12 protein-coding genes and 1 other RNA gene are annotated in these 15,450 nt (G+C 56.7%); 7 read left to right on the plus strand and 6 right to left on the minus strand.

What is annotated here, in order from left to right; genetic code table 11:
• Positions 1 to 9 precede the first annotated feature (9 nt).
• The 6 genes from QPL95_RS02705 to QPL95_RS02730 form a co-directional block, all read right to left on the minus strand.
• On the minus strand, positions 10 to 2,712 hold the full coding sequence (locus tag QPL95_RS02705) for a tetratricopeptide repeat protein (RefSeq protein WP_303289456.1): 2,703 nt from the start codon (positions 2,710 to 2,712) through the stop codon (positions 10 to 12).
• Positions 2,713 to 2,761: 49 nt separating this feature from the next.
• A complete protein-coding gene (prsR, locus tag QPL95_RS02710; RefSeq protein WP_303289457.1) occupies positions 2,762 to 4,135 on the minus strand; it encodes a PEP-CTERM-box response regulator transcription factor in 1,374 nt (457 codons plus the stop codon).
• 134 nt (positions 4,136 to 4,269) lie between these two features.
• Complete coding sequence (prsK, locus tag QPL95_RS02715; RefSeq protein ID WP_303289458.1) at positions 4,270 to 6,405, minus strand: XrtA/PEP-CTERM system histidine kinase PrsK; 2,136 nt, start codon at positions 6,403 to 6,405, stop codon at positions 4,270 to 4,272.
• Positions 6,406 to 6,504: 99 nt separating this feature from the next.
• Positions 6,505 to 7,452 (minus strand): SDR family oxidoreductase, encoded by a 948-nt coding sequence (locus QPL95_RS02720; protein WP_303289459.1) that lies wholly within the window; start codon positions 7,450 to 7,452, stop codon positions 6,505 to 6,507.
• Positions 7,452 to 8,267 carry a lysophospholipid acyltransferase family protein gene (locus QPL95_RS02725; protein ID WP_303289460.1) on the minus strand — a complete coding sequence of 272 codons (816 nt, stop codon included), beginning with the start codon at positions 8,265 to 8,267 and terminating at the stop codon, positions 7,452 to 7,454. The genes QPL95_RS02720 and QPL95_RS02725 overlap by 1 nt, the downstream gene beginning before the upstream one ends.
• Positions 8,268 to 8,321: 54 nt before the next feature.
• Entirely contained in the window at positions 8,322 to 9,242 is a 921-nt protein-coding gene (locus QPL95_RS02730; protein ID WP_303289461.1) for a D-hexose-6-phosphate mutarotase, read from the minus strand.
• A gap of 109 nt (positions 9,243 to 9,351) precedes the next feature.
• Here QPL95_RS02730 and QPL95_RS02735 point away from each other — a divergent pair, with 109 nt between their 5' ends.
• The 7 genes from QPL95_RS02735 to recR all read left to right on the plus strand — a co-directional run bounded on the left by QPL95_RS02735 (position 9,352) and on the right by recR (position 15,445).
• Positions 9,352 to 10,110, plus strand: a complete 759-nt coding sequence (locus QPL95_RS02735) for a 2OG-Fe(II) oxygenase (RefSeq protein WP_303289462.1) — start codon at positions 9,352 to 9,354, stop codon at positions 10,108 to 10,110.
• A gap of 80 nt (positions 10,111 to 10,190) precedes the next feature.
• An RNA gene (ffs, locus tag QPL95_RS02740) (signal recognition particle sRNA small type) lies at positions 10,191 to 10,287 on the plus strand.
• Between the two features lie 191 nt (positions 10,288 to 10,478).
• Positions 10,479 to 11,423, plus strand: a complete 945-nt coding sequence (locus tag QPL95_RS02745) for a triacylglycerol lipase (RefSeq protein WP_303289463.1) — start codon at positions 10,479 to 10,481, stop codon at positions 11,421 to 11,423.
• Positions 11,424 to 11,474: 51 nt separating this feature from the next.
• On the plus strand, positions 11,475 to 12,533 hold the full coding sequence (locus QPL95_RS02750; protein ID WP_303289464.1) for a lipase secretion chaperone: 1,059 nt from the start codon (positions 11,475 to 11,477) through the stop codon (positions 12,531 to 12,533).
• A 63-nt stretch (positions 12,534 to 12,596) separates the two neighbouring features.
• A complete protein-coding gene (gene dnaX / locus QPL95_RS02755; RefSeq protein WP_303289465.1) occupies positions 12,597 to 14,477 on the plus strand; it encodes a DNA polymerase III subunit gamma/tau in 1,881 nt (626 codons plus the stop codon).
• A 4-nt stretch (positions 14,478 to 14,481) separates the two neighbouring features.
• Complete coding sequence (locus QPL95_RS02760; protein ID WP_303289466.1) at positions 14,482 to 14,805, plus strand: YbaB/EbfC family nucleoid-associated protein; 324 nt, start codon at positions 14,482 to 14,484, stop codon at positions 14,803 to 14,805.
• Between the two features lie 37 nt (positions 14,806 to 14,842).
• The gene (gene recR, locus QPL95_RS02765; RefSeq protein WP_303289467.1) at positions 14,843 to 15,445 is read left to right on the plus strand and encodes a recombination mediator RecR; all 603 of its coding nucleotides are present in this window, start codon (positions 14,843 to 14,845) and stop codon (positions 15,443 to 15,445) included.
• The last annotated feature ends 5 nt before the right edge of the window (positions 15,446 to 15,450 follow it).

Raw genomic sequence — 15,450 nt, forward strand, 5'->3', positions numbered from 1 at the left:
TATAGCAGGTTAGCCGTTGGTGGTGCCCTCAAATTTGGCCATGACCTGCCTTGCTGCTTCTGTCTGGCCATTGGCGCGGTAGGCTTCAACCAAATGCATGGCAATTTCCTGTGAGTCCGGTGCCAGCTCGTGCGCTTTTTTCAGGACGTCCAGGCTTTCAGCCTGCTTTCCGGATTCAAACAGTATCCAGCCATAGGTATCTGCGATGGCGGCATTTTCAGGCGCCAGTTCGTAGGCTTTTCGGGCCAGCTCTGAAGCTTGTTCATTGCCGTTTTCGTAGTACAACCAGGCCAGGTTGTTGAGCACCAGCGGGTTGTCGGGGGCGAGTTCGGTCAGTTTCTGATAGTGCCTGATCGCTTCTTCGGGCTGGCCTGCTTGCTGGTGGTTCATCGCCAGGCTGAGCAGTATGGGCTGGTTATTAGGGAAGCGGTTGGCCGCGTCCTTCAGTGCTTCAATGGCTTGCTGGCCGCGGCCGGCTCTGGCGAGGGCTCGTGCGTGGGCGACTTCAAGATCGGCTGAACTGCGCTTGCTGAGTGCCAGCTGGTACAGTTCGGCTGCTTGTTGATGTTCACCGGCGTTTTCGTAGTAGCTCGCCTCCACCTGATAGGGGGCGGGGGAGTCCGGATGGTGCTGTTTGGCATCCTGCAGCGCATTTCTTGCGTTTGCGGTGTTGCCTTGGCTGAACTCGATGGCCGCCAGTTTGAGGGTGATGCTTTCATCCTGGGGGAACAGAATTCGGCCTCGGTTCAGAATTTCCAGGGCGCGTTCGAAGTTGTTGCGCTGGGCCATCTGGGTGGCGATGCTCTCGTACACGGCTGCCACCATCGGTTCTGCCGCACTGGGTTTATCTTCCTGTTCGCGTTCCATCAACTGGGCCGTCAGTTCGTCAGCTTGAGAGGTATCGTTGTTGATGAGCGCGGATTCAAGCAAGACCAGGCGTGGGCCGTTGGCCTGTGGGTGCAGGGTGCGCATGTCTTCCATCAGCTTGGTCAGGTCTTCGCGGCCCATGATGCGAGCCGCGGCCTGGATGGCGCCGGCGTGATCCGGGTTGAGGGCGATAGCCTCTTTGTACAGGGCCAGGGCTTTGCTCGAATCATTGTTGTTGCGCGCAAGATTGCCCAAAGCAACAAGTGGGGCCGGGTCTTCAGGGGCCTGTTCACGAGCTTTGTTGTAGAACGTTTGGGCGCCTGCACGGTCGTTAAGACTGCTCGCCAGATTTCCACGGGCAATCAGGGCGGGCACATTGTCCGGGTTTTTCTTGAGCCAGGCGTCCAGTGTTTCACGTGCGGCGTTGGTGTTGCCGGAGAACGCTTGTACTTGTGATGTCAGTAGCTGGGCCTGTTCGGCTTCAGCTGCGTCGTCCGGTATCTTGCGTGCCTGTTCAAGGGCTTTGTCGTAGTCTCGGACTTGCGTCAGGTAGGCCGCGTACCTGAGCCGAAGATTGTGGTTTCCAGGGGCCAGTTCCAGTGCCTTTTCGAGCAATTGCCGGCCGCTTTGGTCGTCGCCGGAGGCTAAGGCTGCAATGCCCACGAGTGCGAGAGTTTGTGGGTCAGATTCTTTATTATCGACGTTTTCGAGGATGGACTTTGCACCTTGGGGGTCTTGCATAGAGATACGGGTCGCGGCCAGAAGCTTTCGAACGCCATCTGCATCATCCATGTTTGATAGGGGTTCAAGCAGCTTCTCCGCTTCCTCCGCGCGACCCTGGCGGAAGCGAATGACTCCAAGCATCAGTGCACTTTGCTGGTGGCCGGGAGCCTGGTTGAGCACTTCCTGCAGGTAGCGTGCGGCGGTGTCCAGGTCGCCCTCATTGTATGCGGCCGTGGCGGCTTCCAGGTTACTTTTGACAGTGCCGGGCGCCGATTTGGCAAGGATCTCTTCGTAAACAAAAGCCTCAGCAGATTTGCCTTGCTGGCGAAGTACGGTGACCAGTGCGGAGATGGTCTGGTACTTGCGGTAGGTCATGACATCGTATTGGCCGATGCTCTCCAGCGCGCGAATATAGGCTTGCTCGGCTTGTGGCCATTGGCCTTGAAGGTGCGCGAGCTGGGCTTTCCAGAGCCAGACCTCTTCGTGCTCGGCGTCCATTTGTTCCGCTTGGGCGAGCTGCTCAGCGGCAACTTCGAATTGTTCTCGGGCGGCGGCAATTCTCGATAGCCCGACCATGGCGACCGCGTTGTTGGTGTGTTTCTCAACGGCTTCCCGATAGGCTTTCTCGGCGTTGTCGAGGTTGGCGCTGACAAGCCAGGCGCGTGCTCTCAGGTTGTCTGCCTGAAGTTCCTGGTCTCTGGACGGTGTGTTGATCTGGTTAAGCGCCTCAATGGCTTCGTTGGTTTTGCCCTGAAGAATTCGAGATTCTGCGCGAATCAATGCTGCCTCGTTCTGGTCTGACTGGCTCAGATTGGTGGCATCGATGTTGTCGAGTAGCTGGTCAAGCTGGCGCTCGGCGTTCACTGCATCCCCTGCGGTTAGCAGGTTGTCGATGATGACGAAGTAGGGCGCTACGCGCTCTGGCTGAAGCTGTATGGCGCTTCTGGCCTCAATGGTGCTGGCTTTGAGCTCACCCTGGCGCTGGAAAAACCGGGCCTGATCTACGTGGCTGATGTACTGAATGTCTTCCTGAGTCATGTCCGGCTCATTGCTACAGCCGGCAAGCCCGGCAGCAATGGCGGCTGAAAGTAATGACGCGCGCATAATGGTGTGAATGTTCATGCCCTGTTCCTTTTTATATCGGGTCTTGTTCTGTTCCCAAAAACATGTGTCAGGCACCGCTGGACGCGGTCGATGTTTCAATTCGGTATTTGTCGGTCAGGTTGTACAGGGTGGGGCGGGTGATGCCCAGCAACCTTGAGGCCTGCGCCATGTTGTAGTTGCATGTGGTGAGCGCCTGAACGATGGCTTTGCGCTCGGCCCCCTCCCGCACCTGGCGAAGGTTCAGCTGGTAGTCGGTGTCGCAGCTTTCCTCTACCGGCAGAACAAGGTCATCGGCAGTGATTCGCTTGCCGTCTGCCATAATGATGGCCCGTTTCACCTTGTTGATCATTTCACGAACGTTGCCCGGCCAGCTGTAACTGCTGATGGCTTGTGCGGCGTCTTCCGAGAAGCTGAGATTGGGCCGTTCCATTTGCTTGCCCAGGCTTTTCAGCAAGGACTGGGCAATGACAATGGCGTCACCGTCCCGGTCACGCAGCGCCGGTACATCAAGTGTGATTTCGCTGATGCGATAGTAAAGGTCTTCGCGGAAACTGCCCTGACTGATGAGTTCCTGAACATTGCGGTGGGTGGCACAAACCACTCGGACATCGACGGGAATGGGTTTAACGGAGCCCACGCGATCGACCATCCGTTCCTGCAGGAAACGCAGAAGTTTGGCCTGTAACGCCATTGGCATGTCGCCAATCTCATCGAGAAACAGGGTGCCGCCATTGGCGCTTTCAATTTTGCCTTTTTTGCTTTGGGTGGCACCGGTGAAGGAGCCCTTTTCAAAGCCGAACAATTCGCTTTCCAGCAGGTTTTCAGGGATAGCAGCACAGTTAATCGCAGCAAACGGTTTGTCGGCCCGGTGGCTGCGGTCGTGCAGGGCCTGTGCCAGCAGTTCCTTGCCGGTACCGGTTTCACCAGTAATCAGTGTGGTGACGTCGGTGGGCGCAACTTTCTCGACCGTGCGACAAATGGCGAGCATTTCGGGGCTGGCGGCGACAATGCCCTTGATGTTGTTGCCGGTGCTCTGGCTGGCCAGCTCGCGGTTTTCTTTTTCAAGCTCGGCGAGGCGAAAGGCGCGGTTGACTACGAAGGTGAGAATGTCGCCATCCAGAGGCTTCTGGTAGAAATCGCAGGCGCCCATGCCAATGGCCTTCACGGCATTTTCTTTGTCTTCTCTACCGGTGACCACGACGACTTTGGTTTGCGGGGCCAGGCGGAGGATATCTTCGAGCAAGGCAAAACCCTGGGTGGCCCCACCCGGGTCGGGCGGAAGCCCAAGGTCCAGTGTAACAACCTGGGGCTCCAGGCGGCGAAGTAAAGCCAGGGCAGTTTCGCGGTCAGCCGCTATCGATACTTCAACATCATCGCTAAAGCACCAGCGCATCTGGCTTTGAAGGCCTGGGTCATCCTCTACAATCAGTAGCTGCTTCACAACAACAATCAGTCCTTTGTTCCGTGTTCTGTCGGCTGGTTGGCTCTAAGCCTTAACCTGTTCCATGTGTACGATTCTTAACTGAACATTGACACTTTGCAATGCCGGGTCAACAAAAAGGTTGTTCGCGTCGTTTAGTTGACGGTTTTCAGCGTTGGTTGCTCATCATAATCCGGCGCTTTCGGGGTTTTGCCTGCTTCGCTGGCACTCACCTGTGCGAGAGGGATTCTTACCGAAAAGCAGGAGCCAACGCCCGGCTCACTGGTGACGTCTATGCTGCCGCCCAGTTCCTGGATGTACTCCCTGGCCTGGTAGGCGCCAATCCCCATGCCCGTGAGGCCCTTGGTGCTTTCAAAGGGTTTGAACAGTTGGGTTCGGATGAATTCTTCGGTCATACCGGTACCGGTGTCCTGAATAAACAGGACTACCTTGCCTTTGGCGGTTTTCAGATTGAGGGTGAGCTCGCCGTCGGGTGGCGTTGCATCCTGGGCATTCTGTATCAGATGCCCCAGCACATTTCGGAGTTGTTCTTTGTCCGCGCAGACTAATATGGGGGGTGGCGCCCCCAGAAGCTGGGGGGCGGGTGTGCGCCGGCTGTTGTGTTCGGCGAGTTCCCGCACAACGGTGGTCAGGTCTACGGCGCTGCGTTGCTCTTCGTGTGGGTCCGCGGGCTTGCGAATATGGTCTACCAGGTTGGACATTTTGCGCACGGCATGGTCTGTCGTGGCTATCATGTCGTCGATAAAGGCCGGGTTGTTGCGGTGTTTGGGCGCATTTTTCACCAGCAGGGAAAGCTGGGCTATCAGGGTCTTGAGATCGTGAACCATAAAGGCTGAGGCTTTGCTGACGGCTTCAAACTGCATGGCGCGGGAAAGCCGGTTCTGGGCATCGGCCTGGGCGAGCAGGTTACAGGTTTGCCGGGCGACGACTTTAATCAGGTCGAAATTTTCCCAGTTCAGCTCAACCCTGGCGTAGGGTGTGCCGACTAAGGCGATGCCGTAAAGCTCGTTGCCAAGAAACAGCGGGATAACGAGCCAGGCATCGGGTGTGTTGGTTATCGAGTCCGGCAGTTCCAGCAGGTTGTAGCTGAGCGGGTCTTCCCGGTACTCGGATAGGTCAATGATCCATTCCTTTTCCTGGAAAAAGCGCACCAGTTCCGAGTCGCTGTCGATGGCGGTGTATTTGGGGGACGCCAGGTTTACGCTGCCTTTAAGCTCGTATCCACTTTGTTCGGCTTTGACCCAGATGGCGCCCGCATTACTTTCAACCAGCCCTGCAAGTATGCGTACAACCCGTTCTGGAAGGGGGGGGTCGTTGCTCAGGTTGGCGAGTTCACGGGTCATTCTCAGCCATTCTTCCCGGTAGTCGTATTTGTAGTCGAAAAAATTCTGGCTGATGAACACCATCAACCGGGCGCGAATTCGCCGGGACATCAGCAGCGCCACAAGGAACGCGAGTGAGACGGAAATAAACAGTACCTGCAGGGCTTCTCCCCACTCACCGCCCAGCGTGCGCACGTAATACCCACCGACGGCGAGTAATATCAGGTAGGCGCCGGCAATCATCAGGGTGCCGGCATGAAAAACCGCTGAGCGTGATAACTGGAAGTCGACCGGCTGTTTGCGAGTGTTGATGACGTTGATGGCGAACAGAGGGACCAGGGCGGCATTGACGAACCCTCTGGCGTTCCAGAACGAGTCTGCGACTTGCCCGAATAGCAGGGCGTCTGCGTACATGAAGAAGTCGTAGGCGAAAAGGGTGGCGGTGCCGATGCACAGGTATTTCATGCTTGAGCGGCCGAGCGCCGGAGAGTTACGCCAGATCTGTTCAACCAGTGAAAGTCCCAGAAGCGACAACGCAATCTGCCCGATCAGTTTGGTTTTTCCGTTAACAATGTCTGCGTTGAACACGAACTCAAGGGTGCCAAGGGCAATCAGTGTGACAATGAGTGCAAAGGTCGCGATCCCGAGCATTTTCCGGATCTGGCTGGCAAACCGGGCCTGGCGGAAGGAGTCACGAAGTATGGCGAACAGGAGTAAAAGCCAGGCCGTGTCGCGCAGCAGTTCCAGCAGGTAGCGGGTGAAAAATCCCGGGTGGCCCCAAAGACTTTGGGTGACCAGCACGGAGGCCCAGAGTGTGGTGACAAAAGACGCGAGAAACAGGGCTCTGTCCAGGTCACGCCGAAGGTAACGCGTGGCGACCATAACCGACAGCACGGCAAAGACAGCCGCTGACGCGCCGTAACTGATTACGCTGAGGTCCCTGAACATTCGGTCTTTCCCTTGAACCGTCGGTCTGTACTTAACTTGTACAGGGTAGCCTTGAAAGCCCGTTTACGTCCATTTCAATTCAAGAATTCCGTGCAGGGGTCACACGGGCTTCTTGTTATCCCGGTAATAGCTGAAAATTTCTTTTAACGGGCGCTTGGGGGTGAACTTGAACTCCTTGGCGAAACTCCGTCCATCTATCACAACCGGATATTTGAAAAACGCCATCAGGTAAGGAGGAAAGCTGCGTAGTTTCAGTAGAGTGGCAATTATTTTCGGTACGGTCGGCGGGATGGACGGGATTGGGATGCGTTTGCATCCACACAGTTTTAGCGCTTGTTGGTAGGCCACCCAGTCGTGTGGGGCGACGTTGAAGATGCCTTTTACGGATTTGTTCCAGGTCAGCACGATGGCGTCTGCCATGTCATCAATGTGGATGAACTGCATCATCGGGGAAAAACCGGCCAGCACCGGTGCCCGGTCACTGCTGAGCAGCTTGCTCATGGTGTTGCGCACGCCTGGCCCAACGATATTGCAGGCCCGCAGGATGGTAATGTGCAGTTCCGGGTAACGCCAAAGGTAAATGTTGGCGAGGTTTTCGAGCTCTACCGAATCGATCAGGTCGGCACTCAGGCCGGCACTTTTCAGGGGGGCGGACTCGTCAATCAGCGCCGGGTTGTAAGCCACTGCGCCATACACGTGGTAAGTGGACAGAACAATCACCCGGCGTATTCCGTATTTGTGAGACAGGTCCAGTAGCTTCTGCGTACCCAGTACGTTGGCGTTATAGCGGCGCATTCGGGTGAGTTCGCTGGACTGAACGCGGCCCAGGTGGATCACACCGTCGAAGTGATATCGGCGAAACAGATCTTCAAATACGCGCTTGTTGAAATCGATGCAGTAGCTGGGGATGTCGTCGCCCAGGTATACCTGTTCGCGGAAATCCACGGCGACCAGGTCGCATGTATCTCTGAGCTTTTTGATGACCTGTTGGGCCAGCGCGCCGGCTGCACCGGTTACCAGAATCTGTGGTCTGCGTTTTTGTGTCATCAGAACAGCCTTTTCCTCTCGCTCAGACCTTTGTCGATCAGCCGGCTTATTTCGGCCTTCACGGCCTCTACCCGGTCGGTCACTTGTTTTTCGGGAATGTCGGTGCCATCAAAATACATCGGTTTGCCGAAATTCAGGTGTACTTTGGCCGGAAAAATAATCGGTAAGGCAACGGGTACATAAGGCACGCCGAGGGCGTTGGCCAGGGGTTTGATATTGGCTATGGCGGGAATGGTTTCTTCGCAGCCGACAACGCCAACAGGAATAATGGGTGCGTTGTATTTCATGGCCAGGTGCATGAATCCGTTACCGAAGCGCTTTAGTTGGTAACGATCCCGGTAGAGCTTGCCTGAGCCGCGAACGCCTTCGGGAAACACAATGACCGCTTCGTCGTTCTCGAGCATTTTTGCGCAGTTAACCGGGTCGCCCAGCACGGCGCCAACTTCGTTCAGCAGGTTGCCAAGCCAGGGTACTGTCGGGAAAAAGCGCTCGATCATGGCTCGGGGGATGCGTGGTTTTTCCTTGCGGGTGGCAATGGCATAGCCGATCAGCAGGCCGTCAAGGGGCAGTTGGCCCGAGTGGTTGGCAATAATCAGCACTGGGCCTTCGGCCGGGATGTTTTCAACACCACTGGCCTGAACGCGGAAATATTTTTCGTAAATCTGGCGGGTAATGCCGAAGCCGTATTTGATGACTTCATTGTTGTAGCCCCAGGGATCATACCCAAGGGAGCCAATAGGTTTTTTAATCTTGTCTACCTGTGCATCCAGATCGGCAGGAACCAGTCTGGATTTAAGAAACGCTGCCAGGCCCATGATGGCTCCCATTGTCGTGGTTGGTGTTTGCTGGAACTGCAGTGTTCTGTGTGTTCATGCCCGGCCGATCACTACGCCCAGAGTGTGGCTCTGACCATCATTTAACACTCGATAATCTGCGGCGGCATTGGCCGTTTCGACACACAGCATTTTTTGCCAGCCAGTGTCTGGAAAATCTGACAGCCGCCTGGACTTTTCCAGGCCGGGATTCCATACCACCGTTGAGTCACTGCCTACCGATGTCAGTTTTCGTTTACCGGAGGGGGTGACCACGATCAGCGGCTCACCGGTTTCGTAGATTCTGTCTGTTTCACCCTCAAAATAGACCGGCCCCTCTTGATTGAAATACTCCCAGTCTCGGAGGGTGTCTACGTACTGACTGTTGCCCAGGCCAAGCAGGCGGGTTCGTGCTATGTCCTGGGTGGGCAGGTAGGTGTGCAGTGCCTGGCTGATGGACATTGGGTTTCTGGACAGGTTGGTGGTGGTCAGCGCTATCTGACAGCTTTTTACCGAAAAGCTGAAGGTTGCCAGGGCCAGCGCATGGCCAGTCCAATGCTCGGCAAAGTCGTCATTAGCATTCAGGGACAGGCTGATCTCTACTTCGTGGGCGCTCTCGCGGACATCTTCCAGGCGCCAAAGTGCTGTTCGCGCAAAGCCATGGGCTGATGTTGTTTTGATGTGAGAACGGATGGCCGGCGGATTTCGGGCGGGGTCACCAAACCACGGCCAGCAAATGGGAATGCCGCCCCGGATGGCGCGGCCGGGCTGAAATTTTGCCAGGTCGCTCAGCCAGAGCCAGTTGGCTTCGTCTCTGGGTGAGAAGTGGCTGAGGTGAGCACCCTGAAGAAAAACAGTCGCCTGAAACAGCGGGTGGTGTACCTCCAGTGCCTCCAGCTGGCCAATGGTCTTCCATCGGGTAAACGACCACTGCCCGGGGTTCACAGAAATCGGCGGCTTGTCACTGCTTTCTGACATTTTGGGTACATTCTTCCATAAGTGTATTTGCCTGCAGCAAAGCCTAAATTAAAAGCGCTTCGCGGGCGAGTTTGATCATACAATAGCGCAATTATCTGGAGGCTTTCTAATGGATGCTGAAAATGCTGGCGCGGTTGTTGTCCCGCTGCCGGAACCCCGTCTTGAGCCTGCGGCAGGGCTGCTCGACAGGTTGGCCGGAGATGAGCTGGCGGTAGCCTCAGTTGGCGATGCTGTTGCTGACCTCATCGATGATGCATGGCTGGACGAGCTGGCGGATGGCCTTGCCGGGCCGGCCTGGGTGGAAATGGATTTATCTGCCCGGCTTCCGGTCGGGCTGATCGATGCCTTGCGCCATGAGGTTGAAATTCTGCATAAAACCGAGGCGATGAAGCGTGCAGGGGTAGGGCGCGGCGCCGACCTTGTGAAGGATCGCAGCATTCGGCGGGATAAAATAGCTTGGCTGGCAGGGTTCAGTGCACCGCAGGCGGAACTTTTTGGCTTCTTTGACAGGCTTCGTGAGGGCTTGAATCAGCGCCTGTTTCTGGGGCTCAAGCGTTATGAGGCTCACTACGCCACTTATCAGCCGGGGGATTTCTATAAGAATCACCTCGACAGCTTTCGGGGCAGGGCTTCCAGGGTGGTCAGCCTGGTGCTGTATCTGAATGAAGACTGGGGCCTTGAGGATGGCGGTGAGCTGCGGGTTTACAGTCCGGAGGGTACCTCTGCTGTTGGTCTGGTGAGGCCCCAGGCCGGGCGGGCAGTGCTTTTCTTGAGTGAAGAGGTGCCCCATGAGGTTCTGCAGGCCCGTCGCACCCGCTACAGTGTTGCATGTTGGTTCAGGCAGGATGAGGTGCCTTTGCCGCTTTAAGCCGTTGTAGTCAGAAAACCCTTCTGATACTATGCGCGCCGCTTTCGGGGAAATGTCCCGGAACGCCGTTATGGTGGCCCCATTGGTGCCTCCGCAACATGAAACCGTGAACCCGGTCAGGCCCGGAAGGGAGCAGCCGAAGCGGTGGATGTGTGTGCCGGAGAATTGCTGGTGGGGTCACCCCCATATTTTCCTCTCGTTTTGCCCCATTCTTGAACGAATCCTGAGCCCACTCAGCTCCTCTGCAATGACCGTTTTTTGACTTTCCGGTTCGTTTTGCTGCGAACTTCGGCCTGTTCTGCCTGTTTACTTCATTCGCAATGTTCATTACTTTCAAATTGCCAAATAAATACAAAAAAGGTAATGACATGAAAAAGACGAATAGAAAAATGGCTTTTGCGGCCGGTGCCCTTGCCATGGGGCTGGCTGCTCAACCTGCATCTGCCGGCTGGTTCGACTGGCTGTTCGGCAAAAGTACTGACACCTACACCCAAACAAAACACCCCATTGTGCTCGTTCATGGTTTGTCCGGATTCAACAAGCTGTTCGGTGTGATCGAGTATTTCAATGGCGTTCCCGAAGCGCTGACCGAGAGTGGGGCTGAAGTGTTTGTTCCCCAGGTTTCCGCGGCCAACTCAACAGAAGTCCGTGGTGAACAGCTGCTGGCTCAGATCGAGGAGTATATGGCGGTGACGGGTGCCGAGAAGGTTCATCTTATCGGTCACAGTCACGGCGGCCCTACCATTCGCTATGTGGCGGGCGTAAGGCCTGATCTGATCGCCTCGGTGTCCAGTGTTGGCGGTGTGAACTGGGGTACTCCGGTGGCGGATGCGGCCAATAACGGTGCTCTGGACGGTCTCGGCAACTTCTTTTTCGGGTTGGTCGATACGTTCTCCGGTGGCGGTGGTCTGCCTCAGGATACCGGTGCGGCTATTGCTTCCCTGAGCACCGACGGCTCCGTTCAGTTCAATGCGCAGTTCCCGGCAGGCATGCCTTCTGCCTACTGTGGCGATGATGGTGCGGAAGTGGTGGATGGGGTTCGCTATTACTCCTGGGGTGGCAACAAGATCTCTACCAACCTTCTGGACGTGAGTGATGCCTTGCTGTTGGTCCTTAAATCAAGTTTTGATGAGCCTTCCGATGGGCTTGTGCCCGCGTGCAGCATGAAAGTCGGTAAGGTGTTGGGTGTGGATTACGCCCACAATCACCTGGACCAGGTGAATCAGCTGTTTGGTCTGGTCGGACGTAATACGGCAGATCCAGTCGAGCTGTATCGGCAGCAGGCGAACCGCCTCAAGAACCTCGGTCTCTGATCTGGCTTTTCAGGAAAGGCGGGCCCAAACGGCCCGCCGCAGAGGTTGTTCATGAAACGCAGTCACTTCGTTGTTTGTATTGGCATCGCTGTCCTTGGTGCTTCCATTTTTAACTATAGCCAGTGGGGAATGGGCGATCGATCGGACAGTCCGCTTGATACCTCTGTACTCAAACCGGCTGATTCCAGCCCGGTTGCGGCTCACAACCCCGTTTCGGTCAGCCCGGGAACGCTACCCTCCGAATCTGACGCCTCGCTGCCTGCCTTACCCAGAGACGATCGCGTAGCGGATATCGACGTAGACGGTGCAGTGCGAGTGGACATGAACGGTAATCTGGTCCTCGACCGTGATCTTCGCCGTTTTATGGATTTCTTTATTGGCCTGGCGCCGGATCGTCGTTACGAAGAGGCGATGCGACAGCGTATGCAGGCCGTCATGACGAATAACGGAATTCCATTCGCAATCCAGCAGGAAGTGCTGGAGATCCTTGAGCACTATCTGGCGTACCGCGAGGCCGCGACGGCGATGGAACAGCATGGCAGCCTCGATTCGACGAACATTCAAGCGACGTTTGATGCCTTGTACAGCCTGCGCAGAGAGCACCTTGGGGCGGATGTGGCTGAGGGGTTCTATGGTCAGGAAGAGCATCGGCTTCGGCTGATGCTCGACAGGCAGCGGATTCTGGCTGATGACAGCATGAGTGAGGCCGAAAGGGACCGTGCATTGGCGCAACTGAACCAGTTATTGCCAGACCATGTCCGGGAAACCCGGGAGACCTCTGAAACGGTGGTGTCGATGGTTCAGAAGGTGCAGAAGTTAAGGGCCTCTGGCGCCAGTGAGGCAGAAGTTCGGGCGCTTCGGCTGCAACACTATGGTGCAGAGGCAACCGCCCGTCTTGAAGGGCTTGATCAGCAGCGGCAACGGTGGCAAGCCCGGGTGAATGACTATGAGCAGCGTAAGCAGCAGGTGCTGCAAAGCGAAGGCCTGGCCCAAAAGGAGCGTGAAGAAGCTCTTGAAGCACTGAGGCAGGAAATATTTCAGGAAGAGCACGAACGGCGTCGCATCCGGGCGTTGGATAACACCTCCGGAAGCAGTGGTTTGAGCACATGATCCTTCTTATGAAACCGGGTCCATGGTATTGTTGGGCCCTGATTTCAGAGCAGTTGACGGATCATGAGCTACCAGGTTTTAGCCCGAAAATGGCGCCCCCGCACCTTTGAGGATATGGTGGGGCAAGAGCATGTGCTGCAAGCACTTGTTCATGCGTTGGAGCACCAGCGCCTGCACCACGCCTACCTGTTTACCGGCACCCGGGGTGTTGGTAAAACCACCATTGGCCGTTTGCTGGCCCGTTGTTTGAACTGTGAAACCGGTATTACAGCCAATCCCTGTGGTGAGTGCGGCAGCTGTAAGGAAATTCTTGAAGGCCGGTTTGTTGACCTGATCGAAATTGACGCGGCTTCGCGCACCGGCGTTGACGACATGCGGGAGCTGACAGACAACGTTCAGTACTCGCCGAGTCGCGGTCGATATAAGGTGTACCTCATCGACGAGGTGCACATGCTCACCAATCAGTCATTCAATGCGTTTCTGAAAACGCTGGAAGAGCCCCCCGAACACGTCAAGTTCCTGCTGGCCACGACCGATCCGCAAAAACTGCCGGTGACCGTGCTGTCCCGCTGTCTGCAGTTCAACCTCAAGCGGATGACACCCGAGCATATTGTGGGTCACCTGAAGCATGTGTTGACCGAGGAGCAGGTCCCCTTTGAAGACCCGGCTCTTTGGCTGCTTGCCCGCGCAGCGGATGGCAGCATGCGGGATGCCTTGAGCCTGACGGATCAGGCCATTGCATTCGGGAATCAGAATCTGGCGGCCAGTGATGTCAGTACCATGCTGGGCACCATCGACCAGAGGGATATTGAGCGTATTGTCGACACGCTGGTTGATCGGGATGGCCCGGGATTGCTGGCGGAGATCAATCGCATTGCGGATTTTGCGCCAGACTACAGCGTTATCCTTGCCGACCTGCTTTCCTTGTTCCACCGGGTCACGATGGAACAGGTTGTACCCGGCAGCGCAGACAACGCCATGGGGGATGCGGCTCAGGCGCAGGCGCTGGCCCGCAAACTGAGTGCGGAAGACGCCCAGCTGTTTTACCAGACGGCGCTGATGGGCAGGAAAGACCTTGCAGTAACGCCGGATGCCCGTATGGGTTTCGAAATGACGTTGTTGCGTATGCTGGCGTTCCGGCCTGGCGCAGACCGCCGCGAGCCTCCGGCGTTATCGTCGGGCACTCGCGAAACGGCCGGTCGTGCTGATCTGGAGCCCGAGCCTGGCCTCCAGCCTCAAGCAGCGCCAGCGGTCGCTGAGCCGGCTATCGAGAGTGCCCATGCTCAGCCGGAGCCGGAGAGCGTTTCTGTAGCAGAACCTGAGCCACAATCCGAGCCCGAACCACAACCGCCCGTGATCGATGCGCCACCCTGGGACCCGGACCCCGGCGATCAGCCTTTTGGCAGCGAGCCTGAGGATGAACGCCCGGCCACCCGGGAGAACGCCCCGGTGCCGGTCAATGAACCAGAGCAACAGCCGGAGCCGGAGCCAGAGCCAGAGCCCCTGGTCGCCGAGGCAGCGCCGGCGGTTGAGCCACAGGAACCGGTGACCGCAGACGGTTTTGTGTGGGAGCGTGACTTCAGGCAGTTGGACATTAATGGCATGCCGGGCAATCTGGCCAGTTACAGTTCCATGGCTATGGTCGGTGATACCGTTGTGCTGACCCTGGACGAAGGCCATGCACGACTTTTGAACGAACGCCACGAAGAAAAAATCGTCGCCGCCTTGAGATCCCGCTTTGGTGACGCCACACAGTTAAAAATAGAGCAGGGTGAGCCGGGTGAGCATACCCCGGCCGCGTTTGAGGAGCGGCAGCGGGTGGCCCGCCAGAAATCGGCGGAAGCGTCGATTCGGCAGGACCCGTTGGTACAAAGCATCGTTGAACGATTTGAGGGCCGGGTAGTCGAAGAAAGCATCCGACCCGCAGAGACAGGCAGGAGATAACCGAATGATGAACAACATGGGCGATCTGATGAAAAAGGCCCAGCAGATGCAAGAGCAGATGCAGAAGGCCCAGGAAGAAATTGCCAAGGCAGAAGTGACCGGCGAGTCCGGTGCTGGGCTGGTCAAAGTGACCATGAATGGCAGGCACGATGTCCGCAAGGTCGAGATAGACCCTTCCATGATGTCGGAAGACAAAGAGATTCTGGAAGATCTTTTGGCCGCCGCCGTCAACGATGCTGTGCGTCGTGTCGAAGCGAACCAGAAGGATAAAATGTCGGGCATGATGTCTGGAATGGGTATGCCGCCCGGATTCAAAATGCCATTCTGAGCCTGCTCAGGTTTGCCGTTTTCTTTGAGGAGTGTTCATGGCATTCAGCCCCTTGGTTGATGAGTTGGTCGAGTCTCTCCGGTGTTTGCCGGGAGTTGGCCAGAAGACCGCGCAGCGCATGGCGTTTCACCTGCTGGAACGAGGCCGTTCCGGAGGTGCCCGGCTGGCTAGTGCCCTTGGCCAGGCTATGGACAATGTGCGCCGGTGTGACAGCTGTCAGAACTTCTCAGATACTGAAATCTGCCGGATCTGTGATAAGCCCGAACGCCGCACGGGCACGCTTTGTGTGGTTGAGAGCCCGTCCGATCTTCTGGCGATCGAGCAGGCCGGAGATTACCGGGGCAGTTACTTTGTGCTGATGGGGCATCTGTCGCCGATTGACGGTGTGGGTCCCGAGGAGATCGGCATTGAGCGCCTGCTGAGGCGGGTGCGCGAAGAGGGCGTCAGTGAACTGATACTGGCGACCAATCCGACGGTTGAAGGGGAAGCCACAGCCCACTACATTGCAGACCGTCTTGATGACCAGAGCATCCTGATTACCCGTCTGGCCCATGGTATTCCCGTAGGTGGCGAGCTTGGTTATGTGGATGGCTTTACCCTCACGCACGCCTTTCGGGGCCGTAAACCCCTTTCAGAATAACCCCC

Source organism: Marinobacter sp. SS5-14b (genome assembly GCF_030541005.1).
Taxonomy (GTDB): domain Bacteria; phylum Pseudomonadota; class Gammaproteobacteria; order Pseudomonadales; family Oleiphilaceae; genus Marinobacter.

What these genes read in the sequence shown, in the direction of transcription:
- QPL95_RS02760 (WP_303289466.1), top strand. Translation starts at nt 14,482, where the DNA reads ATGATGAACAACATGGGCGATCTGATGAAAAAGGCCCAGCAGATGCAA.
- dnaX (WP_303289465.1), top strand. Translation starts at nt 12,597, where the DNA reads ATGAGCTACCAGGTTTTAGCCCGAAAATGGCGCCCCCGCACCTTTGAG.
- recR (WP_303289467.1), top strand. Translation starts at nt 14,843, where the DNA reads ATGGCATTCAGCCCCTTGGTTGATGAGTTGGTCGAGTCTCTCCGGTGT.
- QPL95_RS02720 (WP_303289459.1), bottom strand. Translation starts at nt 7,452, where the DNA reads ATGACACAAAAACGCAGACCACAGATTCTGGTAACCGGTGCAGCCGGC.
- prsK (WP_303289458.1), bottom strand. Translation starts at nt 6,405, where the DNA reads ATGTTCAGGGACCTCAGCGTAATCAGTTACGGCGCGTCAGCGGCTGTC.
- QPL95_RS02750 (WP_303289464.1), top strand. Translation starts at nt 11,475, where the DNA reads ATGAAACGCAGTCACTTCGTTGTTTGTATTGGCATCGCTGTCCTTGGT.
- QPL95_RS02725 (WP_303289460.1), bottom strand. Translation starts at nt 8,267, where the DNA reads ATGGGCCTGGCAGCGTTTCTTAAATCCAGACTGGTTCCTGCCGATCTG.
- QPL95_RS02705 (WP_303289456.1), bottom strand. Translation starts at nt 2,712, where the DNA reads ATGAACATTCACACCATTATGCGCGCGTCATTACTTTCAGCCGCCATT.
- QPL95_RS02745 (WP_303289463.1), top strand. Translation starts at nt 10,479, where the DNA reads ATGAAAAAGACGAATAGAAAAATGGCTTTTGCGGCCGGTGCCCTTGCC.
- QPL95_RS02730 (WP_303289461.1), bottom strand. Translation starts at nt 9,242, where the DNA reads ATGTCAGAAAGCAGTGACAAGCCGCCGATTTCTGTGAACCCCGGGCAG.
- QPL95_RS02735 (WP_303289462.1), top strand. Translation starts at nt 9,352, where the DNA reads ATGGATGCTGAAAATGCTGGCGCGGTTGTTGTCCCGCTGCCGGAACCC.